Origin of the sequence: Flavonifractor plautii ATCC 29863 (assembly GCF_000239295.1) — a bacterium.
Lineage (GTDB): Bacteria > Bacillota > Clostridia > Oscillospirales > Oscillospiraceae > Flavonifractor > Flavonifractor plautii.
The window spans coordinates 1-15,222 of sequence record NZ_JH417642.1 but is presented as its reverse complement, the minus strand read 5'-3'; the positions used below and the strand labels follow the sequence as shown (position 1 = coordinate 15,222).

Here is a 15,222-nt window from a genome sequence, read left to right as displayed (position 1 = left end):
TAGTACCAGGCATCCGGCGGGTTGTCGGGCCAGGCGATCATGTCGTCCAGCAGATCATCCGCGGTCTCGGGGAGGCGGCCCAGGACGCGGTTGATGGTGGTCATGGCCTCGGCGCGGGTGATGCTGCGGTCGGGGGCGAAGGAACCGTCAGGCTGGCCCTCCACCCAGCCCTTCACCGCGGCCTGGTTGATGTACCCGGCGGCCCAGTGGCCGGAGATGTCGGAGAAGCGGTCGTCGCCGTGGTAGGGGGCGCTGTCAAAGCGGGCGGCGATGGCAGCGAACTCGCCCCGGGTGATGGGCGCCTCGGGATCGAAGGCGGAGGGGCTGCGGCCCTCCACGATGCCCATGGCCTGCATGGTGGCCACGGCGGTGGCGTACCACGCGTCGGAGGCCACGTCGGCAAAGGGGCTGGTCCCGGTCAGGTACTCGTCCCGGGCCTCGTCAGTGAGCAGACGGAAGAAGATGGTGGCCACCTCAGCGCGGGTAATGGGGGCCTCAGGGTGAACCAGGCCGTCGTCCCGGCCGATGATGTAGGCGAAATGCTCGTCTCCATTGAGCCGGTCGGGCACGCCGGTCCTTTCCCAGCCGGCGTACACGGTGTTGTTGGAGGTCATGCGGATGTCGTCGATGGGCTCGGTCAGGGCCTTGTCGGCGTACCAGCCGGTGAAGGTGTAGCCCTCCCGGACGGGCTCCTTGTCCAGCTCCACCAGAGTATTGCGGCGGTACCGCTCGTCCTTGTATTTGGTGCCGCCATTGCTCTCATAGCGCAGGGTGTAGTAGGTGGTGCCACCACCGCCGCCGTGGTCCCCGCCGCCGGACTCCTTCTGGTAGACCAGCGCGAAGGGGGAGAAGCTGCCGGTGGCAAACTTGATATACTGTTTGCCGTTCAGGGTTACCAGTGTGCCGTCCAGCTTCTCCGCAGGATTCTCCTTCAGTTGTTCGTCCGCCGCGCCCTCGTAGTCGCGGTCGAGCGCGTCAAAGTGGACGATGTAGAAGGGCTCCGAGGTGTCGGCGTCGGCGGGCACGGGCCAGTAGAGATCTATCGTCTGGCCGTCGCCCAGGGTCACGTAGGCGTTGCCGTTGGTGCTGTCCACCAGATCCAGGTATTGGAACTCGTAGAGATAGTCGCCCTCGGGGATGCCGGTATCAGATCCGATGATCGCATCGCTGATGTGGTCGATGAGCACCTGGTCGTCCAGCACTTCGTCGGTCAGCAGGTGGACGGCGTTCTTGTCGGTGATCTCCACCTGGCTGTCGTTGACGTAGTACGTAACGTCCGCCGGGGCCACCGCGGTGATGGCGTCCTGATTGACCTGTGCATCTTCCGTCGCAACCGGGGCGGTGCTCTCCTGTGTCACACCGCGGATGGTTAGGACGCCTGGTTCAATGTTGACAGGATAGGTGAGAGTGCTACTAAGGCCCGGGACATCTTTAAATTCTGCCATGACCTTTCCCTGATTCAATCCACCGGAATAAATTGACATCTCGTAAGTGCGGTTTAACTGATCTGCTGTGACCACAAAATCGTCGCTGATCTTGACTTCGTCAGTGTCCGGGTCCGTGAACTGGAGGCGGACCGCGTCCTGACCCTCTGCCGGAACCATCTGGTAGACAAATCGAGCAATGCCGTCTCCCAGATCAGTGGTGCTGGTGGCTCCTTCGCTGTAGGGTTTGATGGTCCACTTTCGTGAGGCAGCTCCGTCGCTATAAGTAAAAGTCAGATACTGAGACAGATCGGCGGCCTCGCCTGTTCCGCCCATTGCACTGTTTACCGAATCCGGAATGGTAAACCGGAATCCGGCCTCGGGCATACCGTTGTCGGTGCTCGGCTTTCCGGAACCGTCCACTACGCCCTCATAGCTGCCGCCGCCGGTGTAGATCGTGATGTCTGCCGGGCGAATGGTGACATACTCGGTTAAATCTACATACCACTCATGAGTGATATTCTCATCGGTTAATTGGCGGTCGCTCGTAAAGTAACCTGCTTCATTACCAGCATCGGAGACGACAAATTTAACCTTTTGAGACGGCTTTAGGTATTCTGCCTTCTGCTTGAGGAACACATCGCCCTTGACGTAGTCCGCATCGGCCGCGCCGTTATCCTTAGTGGGGACATAGGCCGCGCCCTCCTGCACGGTGACATTGCTGCCCCCAGTCAAATAGCAGATATCTGCTTCTGCGCTGATCGGCGCAGGCATTTTCAATGTGCCTGCACAAGTGAAGTTTCCGGAAATCTCGTTGCTTTGCAGCAGATCCAGCGCGCCGCCCTCTTGAATGGTGACAGTCTCCACGCCGTCAAACAGCGTCTCGCCGGAGGCGAGATGCTCGCGCAGGATGCCGCCGTCCTCAATTACAACCTCAGGGAACCCGTGGATTCCGGTAGAGGTGTAATCGCCTTTGACGATGACGCTGGCGCCGTTTCCGGTACGGGTGGGGTTATCTTTCTCATGGTTATAAAGGTGCTGGTCCAGCTTGGAATCACCCCGCACCGCGCCGCTTAGCTCGTCAGTGTCGTCCAGGATAATCGTAACCGTATGGTCGGAGGTCACTTCGCCAAACTTGTCCAGTGTGTATACGTTGGCCCGGCTGCCGTGCAGAGTAATGGAGACATTGCCGTCAACTTGGGCCGGGTTATCCTCGTCCTCCCCTTTACCGGTCGCAAAAATGGTCGGGCAGGCGGATTGGGGGCCACCGGATACTGTGATTACGACATCGCCGATCACGTCCGCACCTTCATTGCCTCCAGCGCGGATCTCACCGATCACCTCACTGCTGTCATCCACGGTGATTGTAACACCACCTGTTATGGTGGAATCTCCGGTTCCGCCGCCCCAGACGGTTTCCTCTGAGATAAGGCTGTTCTCTTTGATATGGATAAAGATGTCTCCTGTTACGTCGCTGTCGTACCCGCCGCCATAGATAGCGGCCGCATTATTGTTCATTTTAGTATTCGAAATGTTAAATGTAATATTTCCTACTACTGGAGCGTTTTTCTCATACCCGCCGCCGTAAATGGGCCTGCCAAAGCCATTATTTAGTCCGGACAGATTTATGCAAATTGAACCAGTAACCTCCGCTGAATAGGACGACCGCGCATATCCGCCGCCATAGATAGGATTATCGGTGACTGAGTTGATAAAGTCCAACGTTATATTTCCGTTGACTTTGGCATCTTTTTTATTTGCGTAACCACCAGCGCGCACATGCTGAATCTTACCGCAGTTTTCAATGTGCAGATAAACATTGCTCTCCACGGAGCCATTCACTCCGCCGCCGTATACATAGGTAAGCGGCAAGGAGGTATAAATCTCCACATGAGTGCCGCCGGTGATATCCTCGTCCAGACCTCCGCCAATCACATAGCAGCTGGATGTGCTACATGTTTTACCGTCAACAATGGTGTCTGCGGTATAATAGCTGCACTGCACGCCCGAGGCGATGACCAACGGATAACCGTTGGCAACGATGGTATAGGTACCATAATATCTGCTAAAAAAATAATCCGTATAGTTGCAGTTAAATTTGATGTCATCTATGGTCAGGGCATCTGCCAGACTGATGTTGTACGCTCCATCCGAGGCCGAACAATACTCAAACAGCAGCTCCGCGTTCTCGTCCCCGCCTCGAAGAGTAGTCTCTACAGTGGGGCTAGTCCAGGTATCTACTGATACCTGTCCTAAGACCACGATTTCGACCGGTTTTTTCCCTTCGTTTGCCAATTCGGTTGCACGGGCCAGCGTGGTCGGCGTTTCGGCGGTCGCGCCGTCGTCCTCCTCTGTACCTTCGTTCGAGACATAAATCGTCCGCCGCTCCGCGCCGGCGTCCCTCGGCTTCTCTGCGGGCGCCTCCTGGGGCTGCGCCGGGGTAAGCCCCTCCGTCCGCACGTCTACCTCCGGTAGATTTGCAGCCATAGTTGAAGGAGAAAAAGAAATTATAATACATAGAGCCAAAATAAGGGATAACAATCGCTTTTTCATGTTTTTAAAACTCCTCTCTTATGGATATTGGGGATATCGCGCCTCATGTTTAAAAAATTTCACTTTTTCAGTCCGTAAAATTACTTGTCGAAAAAAGCTAAAATTGACAACAAGAAAGCGTACAGTTCTAGCAAAAGCGCTTGTTATTCCTGGAAAGCTGTGGTATATTATGTAATTACAACGGCGTGTTTGAAAAAGTGAAGGTTTTCAAACACGCCGCCGCTGTTTTTTCAGAGGGATTTTATGCTATAATAAAGAAAACGTTGTGGAATGGTGTTCCATTTTGCCGAAGCCACATAGAGAAAAAGAAAAGGAGGGGAACCAATGGAATGGAAGATCCTATTGTATGCCCGGCGGAAGGAACCGCTGGACATCCCGGACGACCTGTCCAAATACCCGATGAACGACTTTGAGCTGGACTACTGGCGGATTGTCAACAGCGCGCCCTTCCGCCGTCTCCAGGACAAGACCCAGGTGTTTCCCCTGGACAAGAGTGACTTTGTGCGCACCCGGCTGACCCACTCCATGGAGACCTCGGCGCTGGCCAAGCAGCTTGCCACCATGATTACCGCCAATATCCGCAAAAACAAGAGCGGCACCCCCTACGCCATGACGGAGGACGAGGCGCGGGACGCGGCCAACGCCGTCATGTGCGCCGGACTGCTTCACGACATCGGCAATCCGCCCTTCGGCCACTTCGGCGAGGTGGTCATCGGCGACTGGTTCAAGAGCCACCTGGACCGTCTGAGCTACAAGGGCAGGCCCCTGTCCCAGTGGCTGGACCGCCAGATGAAGGCCGATCTTTGCCACTTCGAGGGCAACGCCCAGGCCCTGCGCCTGCTGACCAAGGTGTACCGGGTGGACAGCGCCTTCGGTATGGATCTCATGCCTGCCGTGCTTAACACCCTGGTCAAGTACCCGGTGGATTCCACCAGGGTAGACAAGGCCAGCGCCGACGTGAAGCTCCACAAGCTGGGCTACTACAAGGCCGAGGAGGCGCTTTTCGGCGCGCTGGCCTCCGCCACCGGTACCCGGACGGTGGAGGGCTTCTGCCGCCATCCCCTGACCTATATTCTGGAGGCGGCGGATGACATCGCCTATGCCACTGCCGATCTGGAGGACGCCTACAAGAAGGGCCTGTTCACCCTGGACGAGTTCGATCGGTTCTTCCGGGACACCCTGGAGGCGAAAAAGGACGACTGGGGCCTCAACGGCGGCCAGGTCAAAAAATCCGCCGAGATGATCGACGAGCTGACCCGCCTGCGCGAGCGGGAGAGCAGCTCCATGGCGGCCTTCCAGCGGTGGATCGCCTATGCCCGCCACTGGCTCATGTATACCGCCGCCTTTGGCTTCGTCCCCTACGGCGCCGGACAGACGGACTCCTATTCCGCCATCATGGAGGGGACGTTCCGGCGGGAGATCATGGAGGGCACCTTCCACGGCGGCTCCATCCGTATTTTGAAGGCGGCCATGGGTCGCTTTGCCTACGACTCGGAGGGGATTCTCACCCTGGAGCTGGCGGCCCAGACCATACTCACCACCCTGCTGTCCCGGTTTGTCCCGGCGGTGCTCTACCTGGATGCCGGCGACGACGCCCCCGAGGAATACCGGCCCACAGCGGCGGAGAAAAAGCTGGTCAAGCTGCTCTCCGAAAATCAACTGGCCTGCTACCGGGCCGACGCAGAGGGAAAGGATGAGGGGTACCGCCTCTATCTGCGGCTGCTGCTGGTGACCGACTTCATCAGCGGTATGACTGACTCCTATGCGAAAAATCTCTATCAGGAGCTGACGGGGATCTATTGATTCCTGCGGCAACAAAAGCAAGCGGTACCGCCCGGATGGGCGGTACCGCTTGCTTCAATCTGGAGGGAATTTGAAAGGGAATTGGGGATCAGTCCAGCACGCCGACCTCTTTGTAATAGCGCTCGGCGCCGGGGTGCATGGGGATCAGGGCGCCTTCGATGCCGCGCTCCGGACAGGTGCCGGCGGCGTTCTTATGCACGGCTTCCAGAGCATCGGCGTTCTCCATCATGGTCTTGACCAGGTTGTAGACGGTCTCCTCGGGCACGTCGGCACGGGCGCAGAGAGCGGTGTACTGGGCAAAGGTGGTGATATCCTCATCACAGCCGTCATAGGTGCCGGCGGGGATAACCACTGTGTGGTACCAGGGCTTCTCGGCCATCAGCTTGTCAACGGCCTCCTGGCCGATGTCGACGACCTTGATGCCAAAGGACATGGCCAGGTCGGTAAAGTTGGTGCCGGGGGCGGGAGTGGCGTACAGGAAGGCGTCGATATTGCCGTCCTGGAGGGCGGTGCACAGGTCGGACAGGGACAGGTTTACCACGCTGCCCAGATCATCGGTGGTCATATCGTAGGCCCACAGAACATCGTCCAGGTAACCGGCCATCATGCCGGCAGTGACACCGAATTTGGTGCCGGCCAGGTCGGGAATGCTGTTGATATCGGACTTCGCAGAAGTGATAACGTGGACCGTCGCGCCGGTGCCGGAGTGGGTGGCCACGTGCATGATCTGCTCTGCGGGCAGGCCCTCAAACTCGCCCTCGGCGTTGTAGCAGGACAGGGTCATATCCATGCCCATGGTGCCGAAGTCGGTTTCGTCCATAGCCAGCAGGCGGGCATTCTCGGCGGAGCCGGTGGAGGCCTCAATAGCAAAGCTGTACTTGCCGGGGTTGGCTTTGTTCATCATGTCGGCAATGGAATTATACAGGACGTTCTGATAGCCGTTCAGGGGCCCGCAGCTGATGCGCACGGTTTCCGTACCGCCGGAGGAGCCTCCGCCCCCCTCTCCAGCATCACTGCTACAGGAGGCGATTCCCATCAGCATACCGACTGCCAGCAACAGACACATAAGTTTTGACAGCTTTTTCATAACGATATCTCCTTTTCTTTTTCTCTCCAATGGCATTCACCCGGGGGAAAATGTCACGTGGTAGACTGGGAAACGGTAACGGGGACGAACTTCTCCGAACGCTTAAACATGAACTCGGTGACAAACTCCACCACGATGATGGCGATACCTACCAAATCGGTGACCATACCGGGCACAATCAGCATCACAGCGCCCAGTATCATGAGCGGACGCTCGAACCACTTCAGGCTCCAGCGGAAGAAGAAGCCCTCGAAGCCGGAGGCCAGCAGATAGGCGCCGATGAGCGCGGTAACCAGGCTCCAGAGGATGTCCAGCACGCCGCCCTCCATCAGCAGTACCGGATTGTAGACAAACAAGTACGGCATGAGGAAGGAACAGAAGGCCAGACGGAACGCCTTGTAGCCTGTCTTGTTTGGATCGCACCCGGCCAGGCCGGCACCGGCATAGGCGGCCAGCGCCACAGGGGGGGTGATGGAGGAGATGCAGCCGAAGTAGAAGATGAACATGTGGGCGGCCAGCGGGGGAATGCCCAACTGAATCATCGTGGGGGCTACCAGGGAGGCCAGAACCAGATAGGCCGCCGTGGTTGGGACGCCCATGCCCATGATCAGGGAGACAACCATCGTCAGAACGAGCAGCAGCAGCATGCTGGTGCCGGCCACGCTGGTCAGGATGGAGGAGATGCGGTAGCCCAGGCCGCTGCCCATGATCACACCGCTGATAATACCGGCCATGGCGCAGGCAATGCCGACGGAAACGGCGCTCTTTACCGTCTGGACAGGAATCTGGAGCCACTGCTCCTTGGTCATACGGGTCTTGGGGTTGATTTCCACCAGGACGAGAGTGACGATGATGGTCAGCAGGCCAGAGCGCACGATGGTCATATTGAACACGGCCATGCAGAAGATCAGGAAGATCAGGGGGGCAAGCATGTAAATCTGCTTGAGCATGCTACGTACCTTGGGCAGTTGGGAGCGGGGGATCCCCTTCAACCCATGCTTGGCGGCATAGATATCGACGCCAAAGAGGACGGCCAGAAAGTAGAGAATAGCAGGGATCAGGGCGGCCTTTGCCACGGCGGTATAGGGAATGCCCAGCATTTCCGCCATAATAAAGGCGGTGGAGCCCATGATGGGGGGCATGATGGCTCCGCCGGTGGAGGCGGTGGCCTCAACCGCCGCGGCAAACTCGGGCTCAAAGCCGTTCTTTTTCATCATGGGAATGGTGAAAGTGCCAGTGCCGATGACATTGGCCGTGGGACTGCCGCTGATGGAGCCAAAGAAGCCGGAGGCCACCACAGCCACCTTGGCGGGGCCGCCGCGCATGTGGCCGAACAGGGAGGTGGCCAGATTGGTCATATAGTCGCCGATGCCGGAGACGCTCATGATAGCGCCCAGTAGGACGAACAGGACCACATAGGAGGCCGAGGCATAGAGGGGGGAGCCGAAGATACCGTCTGTGGTCAGATAGACCAAAGAGGTGAACTTCTTCAGCGTCATGCCGGGCTGGTTGAGGAAGCCGGGAATATACTTGCCCAGAAAGGCGTAGGCCACAAAGACCAGGGTAATGATGACCAAGGGATTGCCCATCTTCCGGCGGCACGCCTCAAAGATAGCGATAATCAGAAGAATGGCAAACAGAATGTCGCTGGCGTACACAATTCCGGCGCGCAGTTGCAGGTTTTCATCCAGGATGGTGATGTAGGCACAGCCGCCTAGGGCGAAGAGTGCCATAATACCGAGAAAAATTTGCTCCCAACGCTTCTCGCTGTCGACCATTGCATTGATGTAGAAGATCACCAGCAGGAAGCCCAGGTGGATCGACTTCTGCGCAATGCCCGGCATAGTGCCGAACGCTGCGGTGTAGAGGTGAAATGCTACAAAGCAGATGGCCAGGATCAGCGACACCTTTTTTAAGGCAGATTTCATGTTGCTGCTCCTCTCTTATTCTGGAATGGCGGGGGTCAGGGCATGAACACGAGGAACAGACCCAGTGTACGGCGGCAGTCCACATAGAGCTTGCCGTCCTTGCGGAAATAGTTCAGGTTCAGATCATAGGCCCGCTTTTCCACAAATTCCAGGTGGCAGCCGGAGAAGGCGGCGGCCACGATGGGCAGCTTCAGGCCGTCGTTGCGGGGCTCGCAGCCGAACTCGGCCACGTAGGCGTCGTGATCCACAAGCTGATAGGTGTCCAGGTTGAAGCCGGTGTCAGTGGCCCCCTTGGCGGCGTTGTAGAGCTTGGAGATGGCGGCGTCGGCCTCCTCAAAGCGCTCCTTGCTGTCGCAGTAGCCGGTGATGTAGGCCAGGCGCTTGGCGCCGTTGATGTGGGGGAATTTGGTCTCGTTCTTGACGATCAGCTCCTTGGCCAGATGGGTGGTGCAGCCGAAGAGAATGTCGGTAAAGGGCTCGTAGTTCTGAATAAAGAAGGTCTGGTAACCGGCCTCGCCCTCCTTCTCACCGTAGCGGACATGCTGGCGGAAGGGGTTGTTGATCTCGCCGATGGTCTCGATGCCGCCCTCGATCAAAGCGTTGCGCATGGGATTGGGGTCAGTCCCCTTGACGCTCAGGCGATAGGAGTGAACCTTGGGCAGATTGGTGGCGGGGACGGACTGGGTCAGCCAAGTGATGGTGGTGTTCAACTGATAGGTGCACAGCTCGAAGTAGGAGTTCTCAAAGATGAAGTGCACGGTGCGGTCGGTGTAGCAGTCGGCGGTGGTAAAGCCCAGCTTGGTCACTAGGTCGATCGGGCGGTCGCGGTGGGTAGTGGCGATGCTGAAGTGGTCGATACAAAACGGTACCTTTTTCTCTAACATGTCATAGCCTCCTAATCCATTCTGGTCGTGTTTCCGGGGAAATTACCGGGCCATGCCGCGCTTCTTGGCGGCCTGATAGAAGCGGTCCAGAGCGTCTGCCAGGGTCTTGCGGGGGCAGGCGACGTTGATGCGCTGGTAGCCGGAACCGGCCGCGCCGAAGTCGGTGCCGTTGTCCAGGTAGAGCATGCACTCGTCGGTGAGGAACACCTTCATGTCTGCGTCGCTCATGCCGAAGCAGCGGAAGTCGCACCAAACCAGGTAGGTGCCCTCCAGCTCGGTGACCACAACCCCGGGGAAGTGCTGGGCGAAGAAGTCGCGGACATACTCGTAGTTGCCCTTGATGACCTGGATGAGCTCTTCCAGCCACTCGGCGCCGTGGCGGTAGGCGGCCTCGTGGGCCACGGGGCCGAAGCGCTCGATGTGCATGAAGGCCTGGAGGCCCATCTGCTTCTGGAACTTGGCCCGCACCTCGTCGTTGGGGATGATGATGCTGGCGTAGCACAGGCCGGCCAGGTTAAAGGTCTTGCTCAGGGAGGTGCAGACTACGCAGTTGTCGGCAAACTCTTTGCCCAGGGAGGCATACACAATGTGCTTGTATCCGGGCTGGATCAGATCGTGGTGGATCTCGTCGGCCACCACCATGACGCCGTACTCGTTGCAGATCTCGCCCATCCTGCGCAGCTCCTCCTCCGTCCAGACGCGGCCGGTAGGATTCTGGGGGGAGCAGAGGAAGAACAGCTTGGCCTGCTTGGCCTTCTCACGGAAGTCGTCGAAATCCACGGTATAGTGGCCATTCTCGTCCGCCACCAGGCGGTTTTCCAGCACCTTGCGGCCGGTGTTTACGGTAGCGCCGGTGAAGTGATGGTAGTCGGGGGTCTGGATCAGGATGCCGTCGCCGGGCTGGGTAAAGGTCCAGACGGCGTTATAGAGGGCGGGAACCACCTGCTCGAAGGGGACGATCCAGTCGGGCTGAACGTCCCAATCGTGACGGGTTTTCATCCACTGGCAGCAGGACTCCCGAAAGCTGTCGGTCAGGCGGTGGTAGCCCAGCACGCCGAAGTCCGCCTCGGCTTTGATTGCGTCAATAACGCAGGGGGCGGTGCGGAACTCCATGTCGGCCACCGACAGGGGAACGATGCCCTTGGGGGGCTTATTGCCCTTGGAGTCCTTCATGATGCGGTACTTTCCGGTGCCGCGGATGGCCGGATCGCGGTCAATAATCGTTTCAAAATCGTATTTCATCGCGCATTCTCCTTTTCCAAGTCAATTTACGGCTGATAAAGAACGCCCTTCTCAGGCTTGATGCCGAGAATCTCGCGGGCCTCGGCGGCGGTGGCAATCTCACGGCCGGCCAGGATACCAAGCTTGACCGCCCGCTCCACCAACTGGGCGTTTGTGGCGTATTCGCCCTTCTTCATAAACACGTTGTCCTCCAGACCGACGCGCAGGTTGTCGCAGCCGGCGGCCAGACCGGCCAGCATACAGGGCATGTGGGCCTTGCCGATTCCGGTGATCGACCAGGTGGAGCCCTCCGGCAGCTTGGAAACCAGATGGTTGATCGAGTCAATATTGCCCGGCATACCACCAGGGACATCCAGAACCAGCTGGTAGTGGAGCGGGGCCTTCAGGACGCCTTTTTTCAGGTAGTAATCCACGTTGCCCAGCATACCGGCGTCAAAGATTTCAATTTCGGGCTTGATGTCCAGCTCCTGGGTGAGCAGGCCCAGCCGCTCCAGGAAGGGGGGCGTGTTCAGGAAGATGTAGCTGTTGGCCCAGTTGAGGGTACCAGGGTCATAGGAACACATCTCGGGCATCAGGATGGGCAGGTGGGCCACCCGCATATCCTCGGAGAACTTGGTGCCGGAGGTGGTAACATTGATGATGGCATCCAGGTGGTTGGTGCGCAGGGCTTCCCGGATCATGGAGACCACCTGCACAAAGCGGCTGGTCTCCATGGTGTTCGCGCCCTCGTCATCGCGGACATGGATGTGCAGGATGCAGGCGCCGGCCCGAACTGCGGCCAGAGAATCGGCGACCAGCTCCTCCGGCGTCAGGGGGACGTAGGGGGACTGCTTGCGGGTGGTACCGCCGCCGCAGAGGGCGCAGGTGATCATAAGCTTGTTTGTTTTCATAATTGGATATCCCTTTCCGTTCCATCAAAACGACTTAAATTGCGTGCTTTATTGGAGAATCGGTATACCAGTGGAGCCAATATAGCACTTATGCATACAATTTGTAAAGATGCAACTTACCATTTCTCTGTTATAACCAAGGAAAAGCGACGGCTTTTGTCAAATGTAACGATTTTTATTTTGTGTATTTTCTTTGCTGAGTGAATCTGCTATAATTCGAATTGGTATACCAGAGAAAAAGCAAAAAAGAGATAAAAATGAAATACTAACAAAAAAATACTACATAAAAAGAAAAATATGTGCACCTGCTATTGCGCGGAATACCGGAATAATATGGGGCGGTATTCCGATAAGGTGCGCGTTTTGGCTGGACCAATGGGACAGCCAGGAAGAGGTCCGAATGCTTACAGAACAGCTTTCCGATTTTCTATATGAAGTCCGCTATGATAGTCTGCCCTCCAAAGCGGTGGACAACGCAAAGCTCTATCTGGGGGATCTACTCGGCGTGGCGGCAGCCGGCTCAGTTCAGCCGCAGGGGGGGATCTGGCGCAGCTACTTTGCCGCCGGGGACGGACAGCAGGAGGCGACCGCCTGGAACAGCGGACTGGAGCGGTTCTCCTGCGAACATGCTGCCGCGCTGAACGCAGCGTGCGCCCATGTCATGGATATGGACGACGTGCACAACGCCTCCATCACCCACCTGGGGGCGGTAACCATCCCCGCGGCGCTGGCGGTGGGGCAGAAGCTTCACCGCTCCGGGCGTGAGGTGCTGGCTGCCATTGCCGCGGGCTACGAGATTGGCGCACGGGTGGGGGAGGCCATCAACCCAGGCTCCTACCACTACTGGCATACCACTGGAGTGGTGGGGGCGCTCTGCTCTGCCGTGGCGGCGGGCAAGCTGATGGGGCTGGACCGGAAGAAACTGCTGCACGCCATTGGCTCGGCAGGGACGCAGGCGGCCGGCCTGTGGCAGTTTTTGGAGGACGGCGCCATGAGCAAGACCCTGCACACCGCCAACGGTACCCTCTGCGGCCTGCGGTCGGCACGCCTGGCGGCGCTGGGCTTTACCGCTGCGGAGGACATTCTGGCGGGAGACCGGGGCCTGCTGGGCGCCATGACGCCGGATAACCACCCGGAGGCGCTGACGCGGGCGTTGAGCTGGGACAACTGCGCCCTGCTGACCAACTCCCTGAAGCCCTACGCCTGCTGTCGCCACACCCACGCGGCGGACTACTGCGCCCAACTGCTGCGGGGGGAGCACCGGCTGGAGCCGGAGCACATCACCCGCATTGTGGATCACACCTATCAGGTGGCAGTCAACACGGTGGACAATCCGGAGCCATCCACCCCCTACGGCTACAAATTCAGCGGCCAGTACTGTACCGCGGCCATGCTGGTGTACGGCCACCTGGGGGAGTCCGCCTTCACGCCGGAGGCCACCTCCGACCCACGGGTGCGGCGGCTGATGGACAAGATTACCCTGGTGTGCGACCCGGAGCTGGAGGCCAGCTATCAGGCGGACCGCAACCGGTGGGCCCACCGGTTGGAGGTAACTCTGGAGGACGGCCGGGTGCTCACCCGTCAGGTGGAGTACCCCTATGGCGACTTCAATAACCCCTTTACCTGGGCCTATGAGCACGAGAAGTTTCACACCCTGGCCGACGGGGTTCTGGGCCCGGACCGGGTTGCCGCGCTGGTTGAGCGGCTGCCGCACCTGGAGGAGCTGGATGATATAAACCGGCTGTTTGAGGGGCTGTAAGCCCTGCCTCAGCGGGCGGTCGCCGGAACGGCGGCGCCCATTACCTTACGAATGGAGCATTGCGCTATGAATCAGAACGAAGCACTTGTCAAATCCGCCATTCACGACGCGGTTATCCGCGCCGTGACCGAGATCTCCGCCGATGTGAAGGGGCTGCTTAAAGACGCACTGGCCCGGGAAACGAATGAAACCGCCCAGAGCATGCTCCGCTCCATGGTGGACAACCTGTCCATCGCCAAGGAGGGGGACAAGGCGGTGTGCCAGTCTCCCGGCTACCCCACAACCTGGCTCTCCTTTGGAGACGGCAACCTGCCGGAGTGCACCAGGGAGGCCATCTCGGAGGCCGTGGCCGAGGCCACGAAGAAGGGCTACCTGCGCCCCTCCATGGTGGACCCCCTGACCCGGGAGAACTCGGGAAACAACACCGGCAAGGGCGTGCCCAATATCGAGTATGAATACCACCCCGGCCAGAAATACGTCGACTTCATCATCAGCTTTAAGGGCTGCGGCGCCGAGCTGGGCAACGCCATGCAGATTATGACCACCGCCAAGCTGGGCAAAAACCTCTCCGGCCTGAAGCGCTTCATCCTGGAGACCGCCGTCAACGCCGGCGGCAAGCCCTGCCCCCCCTACGGCATCGGCATCGGCATCGGCGGCCAGATGGACATTGCCGCCAAGCTCAGCCGCAAGGCCATCTCCACCCGCCGGTGGGACGACGTGAACCCCGACCCCGAGCTGGCCGCGCTGGAGGCGGAGCTGAAGGACGCCATCAACGGCCTGGGCCTGGGCGCGGCGGGTACCGGCGGCGACACCGTCTGCCTGGCCCTCAAGATGGAGCGGGCCCACACCCACACCGCCATCGCGCCGGTGGCGATCAACTTCCACTGCTGGGTGGCCCGCCGGGCCGGTATCCGCATCTACGACGACGGCCGCGTTGAGAAGCTGCTCTGATTTCCAAAACGGCAAAAAAGGAGTATAGTAAGGATGGCTACTTATCATTTTTCCACACCTCTCCAGGAAGAGGACATGCGCAAGCTGCACGTGGGAGACGTGGTGTATCTGACCGGGCATGTATTTACGGCCCGTGACATGGCTCACCTGCGTATCCGCGGCCTGCTGGAGGAGGGGAAGCCCCTGCCCAAGGACTTTGCCGGCGCTGCGGTGTTCCACGCCGGCCCGGTGGCCCTGAAAAACGAGGACGGCTCCTGGCGGCTCAACGTCATCGGCCCCACCACCTCCATCCGTATGGAGCCCTATGCCGATGTAGTGGGCCGGATGGGGGTACGGGCGGTCATCGGAAAGGGCGGCATGGACGCCGATACCCTGCGGGCCTGCGGCCAGTACGGATACGTGTACCTCCAGGCGGCCCCCGGCTGCGCGGCCAAGCTGGCCCAGGGCATTGAGCGCATTAACGATGTGACTTGGTTTGAGCTGGGCATGCCAGAGGCCGTGTGGGACCTCCAGGCCAATGAGTTCGGCCCCCTGGTGGTGGGCATGGACACCCACGGGCAGAGCATCTACAAAAATCTGAAAGAGGCCGCGCTGCACAAGATCGACGAGGCCTATCCCGCCTGAGGGCGGACGAAAGGAGACGCGAGACAGGATGGACTACCGGATGGAACGGGACTCAATGGGGGAGATGGAGGTCCCTG

11 protein-coding genes are annotated in these 15,222 nt (G+C 59.1%); 5 read left to right on the top strand and 6 right to left on the bottom strand.

What is annotated here, in order from left to right; all coding sequences use genetic code 11:
- Positions 1-2,942, bottom strand: a 2,942-nt coding sequence (locus HMPREF0372_RS01595; RefSeq protein WP_039996480.1) for an S-layer homology domain-containing protein, incomplete at its 3' end; no start/stop codon positions are given.
- A 261-nt stretch (positions 2,943-3,203) separates the two neighbouring features.
- On the opposite strand from HMPREF0372_RS01595, the gene HMPREF0372_RS19940 reads away from it, so the two are divergent.
- Complete coding sequence (locus HMPREF0372_RS19940) at positions 3,204-3,668, top strand: hypothetical protein (RefSeq protein ID WP_157081545.1); 465 nt, start codon at positions 3,204-3,206, stop codon at positions 3,666-3,668.
- A gap of 633 nt (positions 3,669-4,301) precedes the next feature.
- Positions 4,302-5,780 (top strand): dGTP triphosphohydrolase, encoded by a 1,479-nt coding sequence (dgt, locus tag HMPREF0372_RS01585; protein WP_007488384.1) that lies wholly within the window; start codon positions 4,302-4,304, stop codon positions 5,778-5,780.
- Positions 5,781-5,868: 88 nt separating this feature from the next.
- On the opposite strand, the gene HMPREF0372_RS01580 is transcribed toward dgt, so the two are convergent.
- Genes HMPREF0372_RS01580 through HMPREF0372_RS01560 form a run of 5 tightly spaced genes read right to left on the bottom strand, consistent with a single transcriptional unit; the run spans position 5,869 to position 11,811 of the window.
- Positions 5,869-6,867 carry a TAXI family TRAP transporter solute-binding subunit gene (locus HMPREF0372_RS01580; protein WP_007488383.1) on the bottom strand — a complete coding sequence of 333 codons (999 nt, stop codon included), beginning with the start codon at positions 6,865-6,867 and terminating at the stop codon, positions 5,869-5,871.
- A gap of 53 nt (positions 6,868-6,920) precedes the next feature.
- Positions 6,921-8,795, bottom strand: a complete 1,875-nt coding sequence (locus tag HMPREF0372_RS01575) for a TRAP transporter permease (RefSeq protein ID WP_007488382.1) — start codon at positions 8,793-8,795, stop codon at positions 6,921-6,923.
- A 35-nt stretch (positions 8,796-8,830) separates the two neighbouring features.
- Positions 8,831-9,679 (bottom strand): hypothetical protein, encoded by an 849-nt coding sequence (locus HMPREF0372_RS01570; RefSeq protein WP_007488381.1) that lies wholly within the window; start codon positions 9,677-9,679, stop codon positions 8,831-8,833.
- 42 nt (positions 9,680-9,721) lie between these two features.
- Positions 9,722-10,921, bottom strand: a complete 1,200-nt coding sequence (locus HMPREF0372_RS01565) for a MalY/PatB family protein (RefSeq protein ID WP_007488380.1) — start codon at positions 10,919-10,921, stop codon at positions 9,722-9,724.
- Between the two features lie 26 nt (positions 10,922-10,947).
- On the bottom strand, positions 10,948-11,811 hold the full coding sequence (locus HMPREF0372_RS01560; protein WP_007488378.1) for a beta-keto acid cleavage family enzyme: 864 nt from the start codon (positions 11,809-11,811) through the stop codon (positions 10,948-10,950).
- A gap of 400 nt (positions 11,812-12,211) precedes the next feature.
- On the opposite strand from HMPREF0372_RS01560, the gene HMPREF0372_RS01555 reads away from it, so the two are divergent.
- The 3 genes from HMPREF0372_RS01555 to HMPREF0372_RS01545 all read left to right on the top strand — a co-directional run bounded on the left by HMPREF0372_RS01555 (position 12,212) and on the right by HMPREF0372_RS01545 (position 15,145).
- Positions 12,212-13,570, top strand: a complete 1,359-nt coding sequence (locus HMPREF0372_RS01555; protein WP_007488375.1) for an MmgE/PrpD family protein — start codon at positions 12,212-12,214, stop codon at positions 13,568-13,570.
- 66 nt (positions 13,571-13,636) lie between these two features.
- On the top strand, positions 13,637-14,521 hold the full coding sequence (locus HMPREF0372_RS01550; RefSeq protein ID WP_009260564.1) for a fumarate hydratase: 885 nt from the start codon (positions 13,637-13,639) through the stop codon (positions 14,519-14,521).
- A 33-nt stretch (positions 14,522-14,554) separates the two neighbouring features.
- The gene (locus HMPREF0372_RS01545; RefSeq protein ID WP_007488373.1) at positions 14,555-15,145 is read left to right on the top strand and encodes a FumA C-terminus/TtdB family hydratase beta subunit; all 591 of its coding nucleotides are present in this window, start codon (positions 14,555-14,557) and stop codon (positions 15,143-15,145) included.
- Positions 15,146-15,222 lie beyond the last annotated feature (77 nt).

Bases quoted from the DNA above. Each gene is read 5' to 3' on its own strand.
- HMPREF0372_RS01565 (WP_007488380.1), bottom strand. From the start codon at position 10,921: ATGAAATACGATTTTGAAACGATTATTGACCGCGATCCGGCCATCCGC.
- HMPREF0372_RS01570 (WP_007488381.1), bottom strand. From the start codon at position 9,679: ATGTTAGAGAAAAAGGTACCGTTTTGTATCGACCACTTCAGCATCGCC.
- HMPREF0372_RS01575 (WP_007488382.1), bottom strand. From the start codon at position 8,795: ATGAAATCTGCCTTAAAAAAGGTGTCGCTGATCCTGGCCATCTGCTTT.
- HMPREF0372_RS01560 (WP_007488378.1), bottom strand. From the start codon at position 11,811: ATGAAAACAAACAAGCTTATGATCACCTGCGCCCTCTGCGGCGGCGGT.
- HMPREF0372_RS01545 (WP_007488373.1), top strand. From the start codon at position 14,555: ATGGCTACTTATCATTTTTCCACACCTCTCCAGGAAGAGGACATGCGC.
- HMPREF0372_RS01555 (WP_007488375.1), top strand. From the start codon at position 12,212: ATGCTTACAGAACAGCTTTCCGATTTTCTATATGAAGTCCGCTATGAT.
- HMPREF0372_RS19940 (WP_157081545.1), top strand. From the start codon at position 3,204: ATGCTGAATCTTACCGCAGTTTTCAATGTGCAGATAAACATTGCTCTC.
- dgt (WP_007488384.1), top strand. From the start codon at position 4,302: ATGGAATGGAAGATCCTATTGTATGCCCGGCGGAAGGAACCGCTGGAC.
- HMPREF0372_RS01550 (WP_009260564.1), top strand. From the start codon at position 13,637: ATGAATCAGAACGAAGCACTTGTCAAATCCGCCATTCACGACGCGGTT.
- HMPREF0372_RS01580 (WP_007488383.1), bottom strand. From the start codon at position 6,867: ATGAAAAAGCTGTCAAAACTTATGTGTCTGTTGCTGGCAGTCGGTATG.